Origin of the sequence: Actinoplanes sp. NPDC048791 (assembly GCF_040650095.1) — a bacterium.
Classification (GTDB): domain Bacteria; phylum Actinomycetota; class Actinomycetes; order Mycobacteriales; family Micromonosporaceae; genus Actinoplanes.
In genome coordinates, this window is record NZ_JBEZGQ010000751.1 from 1 (window position 1) to 4285 (window position 4285).

The 4285-nt window shown below is 72.3% G+C and carries 5 protein-coding genes and 1 pseudogene; 5 read left to right on the plus strand and 1 reads right to left on the minus strand.

Features of this window, described 5'->3' with window-relative positions; genetic code table 11:
• The 5 genes and pseudogenes from AB0C29_RS36130 to AB0C29_RS36150 form a co-directional block, all read left to right on the plus strand.
• Positions 1-325 (plus strand): annotated as a pseudogene (locus AB0C29_RS36130) (SAM-dependent methyltransferase); the annotation flags it as partial.
• On the plus strand, positions 322-1464 hold the full coding sequence (locus tag AB0C29_RS36135; protein ID WP_360830138.1) for a nucleotide pyrophosphatase/phosphodiesterase family protein: 1143 nt from the start codon (positions 322-324) through the stop codon (positions 1462-1464). The pseudogene AB0C29_RS36130 and the gene AB0C29_RS36135, both read left to right, overlap by 4 nt.
• 94 nt (positions 1465-1558) lie before the next feature.
• Positions 1559-2854, plus strand: coding sequence for a DNA polymerase IV (locus tag AB0C29_RS36140; protein WP_360830141.1), 1296 nt, complete (start codon positions 1559-1561; stop codon positions 2852-2854).
• Positions 2855-2946: 92 nt separating this feature from the next.
• Positions 2947-3333, plus strand: a complete 387-nt coding sequence (locus tag AB0C29_RS36145; protein ID WP_212993889.1) for a DUF3040 domain-containing protein — start codon at positions 2947-2949, stop codon at positions 3331-3333.
• A 296-nt stretch (positions 3334-3629) separates the two neighbouring features.
• Positions 3630-4058 (plus strand): SgcJ/EcaC family oxidoreductase, encoded by a 429-nt coding sequence (locus tag AB0C29_RS36150; protein WP_360830143.1) that lies wholly within the window; start codon positions 3630-3632, stop codon positions 4056-4058.
• Here the strand turns inward: AB0C29_RS36150 and AB0C29_RS36155 are convergent.
• A partial coding sequence (locus tag AB0C29_RS36155) for a hypothetical protein (RefSeq protein WP_360830145.1) occupies positions 4042-4285 on the minus strand: 244 nt, incomplete at its 5' end. The two genes, AB0C29_RS36150 and AB0C29_RS36155, sit on opposite strands and share 17 nt — an antisense overlap.

Genomic DNA, 4285 nt, shown 5'->3' on the forward strand with positions numbered 1-4285 from the left:
GGGCCGGGGGGCAGCCGTGCTGGGCCGCGCGGTCAACGGCCACATCGCTGCGGCGGCCGCGCTGTTCGGCGACGACGAGGGTCGCGCCGGCACCCGCGACACCCTGCGCCGGCGCTACGACGCGGAGACCGCGTCGTCGCTGCTGAGCGCGGCGGGCCTCACGGTCGAGGAGATCCACGGGGTACGCGTACTCGCCGACCTCGTCCCGGCCGCCGTGGTCGAGGCGGACCCGCAGGCGATGCTGGAGCTGGAACTGGCCCTGGCCGCCCGCCCGCCGTTCCGCGACATCGCCTCCCAGCTGCACCTCTTCGCGCGGCGCCCATGACCGATCAGCTGCCCCCGGAAGCCTTCACCCCGGTCCGGCCCGCGTACGGCAGCGCCAGCCTGGCCGACCTGATGCCCAGTGTCTCCGCGGTGCTCGGCGTGCCCGGTGCCACGGATGTGCTGGGGCTGGGCGCCGAGCTCGACGGCGTGGACCGGATCGCGGTGCTGCTGGTCGATGGGCTGGGCACGTACCAGATGCCGGTCGCCGCGGCCTGCGCCCCGATCCTGGGTGAGCTGCCCGCCCGGGCCCTGACCTCGGGTTTTCCCTCCACGACCCCGGTCAGCCTGGTCACCCTGGGCACCGGAGCACTGCCCGGCGCGCACGGCATCCTCGGCTTCACGCTGCGCAAGCCCGACGGCGGCATCCTCAACCACATCAGGTGGGGCGACGACCCCGACCCGGCCAAATGGCAGCCGCAACCGACCCGCTTCGAGACGGCGATGGCGGCCGGCCTGCCCGTCACCCAGGTGACCCGGCCGGAGTTCGAGGGCACCGGCCTCACCGTGGCAGCCAACCGGGGAGCCACCTTCTCCGGCGCCGCGGACCCGCTCGCCCTGTCCGACCGCATGCTGGCGGCCCTGTCCCGGCCCGGCCTGGTCTACGGCTACCACCCGGACCTCGATCACCACGGGCACGGCACCGGGGTCGACTCGCCGCCCTGGCAGGAAGCGGCCCGGGAGGTCGGCCGGCTCGTGACCCGGCTCGCCGACGGACTGCCGGAAGGCGCGGCGCTGCTGGTCACGGCCGACCACGGCCAGCTCAACGTGCCCGCCGAGGGCCGCATCGACCTGGGCCGGGACCCGGTGCTGGCGGCCGGGATCGTCGCGGTCGCCGGTGAACCCCGGGTCCGCTACCTGTACGTGGAGGACGGCGCCCGCGACGACGTGATCGCCGCGTGGCGCGGGGTGCTGGGGGACAAGGCCTGGGTGCTGACGCGCGAGGAGGCGATCGCGGGCGGCTGGTACGGGCCGGTGCCGCCAGAGCACGAGAGCCGGATCGGTGACGTCGTGGTGATCTGCCAGGGGCGGACGGTGATCGTGGCCAGTGGGTGGGAGCCGCCGGCGGTGGGGCAGCTGGTCGCGTACCACGGGTCGGTGACCGCGGCCGAGATGACCATCCCGCTGCTGATCGTGCGCTGACCTCGGCTTTCGCTCGTCCGTCGCCTGGCTGAGCCTGCTTCCTGCCATGCCTCTCGTCCGGCTTTTGTCGTACCCCGCAGATAGCGTTCCGTTCGTGGGACGAAGTCAGGCCATCGGCCGGGGGCGTGATCCGCGGTTCGGGCCGGAGGCCGACGACGCGGGCTGCACCATCCTGCACGTCGACATGGACGCGTTCTTCGCCGCCGTCGAGGTCCGGCGCCGCCCTGAGCTGCGCGGCAAGGCGGTCATCGTGGGCGGTCTGGGCCCCCGCGGCGTGGTCAGCTCGGCCAGCTACGAGGCCCGCCGCTTCGGCGTCCGCAGCGCGATGCCGGCCATGCGCGCCCGCGCCCTGTGCCCGCACGCGGTCTTCCTGCCACCCGACTTCACCGAGTATTCGGCTGCCTCCACCGCCGTCATGCGGATCTTCCGGGATGTCACGCCGCTGGTCGAGCCGCTCTCCCTGGACGAGGCCTTCCTCGACGTGGCCGGCGCCCAGCGGCTGCTCGGCCGGCCGGCAATCATCGCCCGGGACATCCGTGCCCGGATCGCCGAGGAGCAGCGGCTGACCTGCTCGGTCGGGGTCGCGCCGAGCAAGTTCGTGGCCAAACTGGGCTCCACCCGGGCCAAGCCCGACGGTGTGATCGTCGTGCCGACCGGCCAGGTGCTCGACTTCCTGCACCCGCTGCCCGTCGACGCGCTGTGGGGCGTCGGGGAGAAGGCCGCCGAGACGCTGCACCGGCTCGGCCTGATGACGGTCGGTGACCTGGCCGCCGCGCCACTGGGCATGCTGCGTTCCGCACTCGGGGAGGCGTCCGCCGCGCACCTGCACGAGCTGGCCTGGGGGCGGGACAGCCGCCGGGTGGTGGCCGAGCACGTGGACAAGTCGATCGGCGCCGAGATGACGTACGACACCGACGTCACCGACCCGGTGACGATCCGGCGCAGCCTGCTGGCCCTGGCCGACAAGGTCGGCGCGCGGCTGCGCGCCGCCGGGCACGTGGGGCGGACCGTCACGATCAAGATCCGGGTGGCCGACTTCCGGACGGTCAACCGGTCCCGCACGATGCCGACGGGCACCGATGTGGCCCGGGAGATTTTTGCGACTTCCTGGACGCTCTTCGAGGCGCTGCGGGTCGCCGAGCCGATCCGCCTCGTCGGCGTCCGGGTCGAGGGACTCAGCGCCGCCGCGACCACATCACGGCAGCTCACGCTGGGGGAGCCGGAGCGCGGCTGGCGCGAGGCGGAGGCCGCGACGGACGCGCTGGCGGCCCGTTTCGGCCGCTCCATCGTCGGACCGGCCAGTCTTTTGGGACAAACCGATCATCGCCGAACCGAAAATCACCCGCACTCGACGGTCGTCCCGCTTTCCGACCCGCCGACGCCCTCGTAGACTTGCGGTAAGGCAGCCGGTCGGCTGTCTCGCACCATCGGCCCGCCTGCACCACCGCCGGGGGGCCGGACATGCGCCCGGGGAGGAATGCCGTGCCGCTCTCGGAGCACGAGCAGCGGCTGTTCGATCAGATCGAGCAGTCGCTTGCCGAGGACCCCAAATTCGCCTCGGCTGTGCGGGCCAGCGACCCGCGTTTCCACGCCCGGCGCCGACTCGTCGTCGCCGCGTTCGTGATCGTCGCTGGTCTGGCGTTGGTTGTCTACGGCACGGTGAGCAGCAACACGCTGCTCGGCGTGGCGGGATTCGTGGTCATGCTGGCCGCGGCCGCGTTCGGGATGCAGAGCCGGCGGAAGGGTCAGGCCCCTGACCTGCACGCCGTCGGTGGCACCGCGACCCGCCGCACCCGCTCGACCCGGAAAGCGGGCTTCATCGACCGGCTCGAGGACCGCTGGCGTCAGCGTCCCGAGGGCCACCGCTAGCCCGGACAACCAGCGGCGACGAATGGCGGCCATCCGGCCGCCATCGCCGTATCCGCACGCTCATCACCCACGATGAGCAGGAAATATCGCAGCGGCGTCCTGCAGAGGGACGCCGCTCATTGCTACGCCCGGGCAGAGCCGCTGCTCCAGGATGCAGGACGGCCGGCTCAGTCGCCGCCGGCGCCGTCTCCATCCCCGGCTCCGCCATGATCCGCTGGGCCACCGCCATGTCCGGCGCGGCCGGCCTGCCGCGGCAAGTTTGACCTGAAGCCGAGTTCCGGTTTTACCGTCAGCCGATGACTGCGACTTTCACTCCCGTATCCGCCCCCGAGCAGGACCGGCACAACCTCATCGCCCTCGTGGCCGAGATCGAACGGGCTCAGCAGCAGGAAGACGTCGAGGGCTTCCTCTCGCTGTTCGCACCGACCGCGGTCTGGGTGAACGGCGCGGGCAGGCGCCTCATCGGCCTCGAGGAGATCAGCGAGTTCACCCGCCGCGTCCTGCCCGGAGCCATGGCCGGCGGTTCGGTGACCTACGAGGTCGAGCACATCGCCTTCATCACGCCCGACGTGGCCCTGACCGGCGTCCGCCAGCAGTACCTCGACGCGGCCGGAAAGCCTCTCGCTGAGGACGGCGCGGGAAGCCCGAGCTACCTGTGGTCCCGGACCGACGGCACCTGGAAGATCGTGGCCGGCCAGAACACCGCTGTCAGCGACGGTCGGTGATTGCTGCTTCCAGCCGGAGGCCGATTCCGGTGATCACGAGCAGGCCCGCGAAGACGTAGCCCTTGGCGGGCGTGCCGTCCGTGACCAGTCCGATGACCGAGATCAGCAGGCCGACGAGCAGCGCGATGGTGCCCAAGATCCTCGTCGTGTCGGTCCGTCGTCCCCGAGCGTCCACGCCGAAGACCATACGGGTCCTGATCTGACGAGGCCGCCCTGCCGGAACCTCA

What these genes read in the sequence shown, in the direction of transcription:
- AB0C29_RS36135 (WP_360830138.1), top strand. Translation starts at nt 322, where the DNA reads ATGACCGATCAGCTGCCCCCGGAAGCCTTCACCCCGGTCCGGCCCGCG.
- AB0C29_RS36150 (WP_360830143.1), top strand. Translation starts at nt 3,630, where the DNA reads ATGACTGCGACTTTCACTCCCGTATCCGCCCCCGAGCAGGACCGGCAC.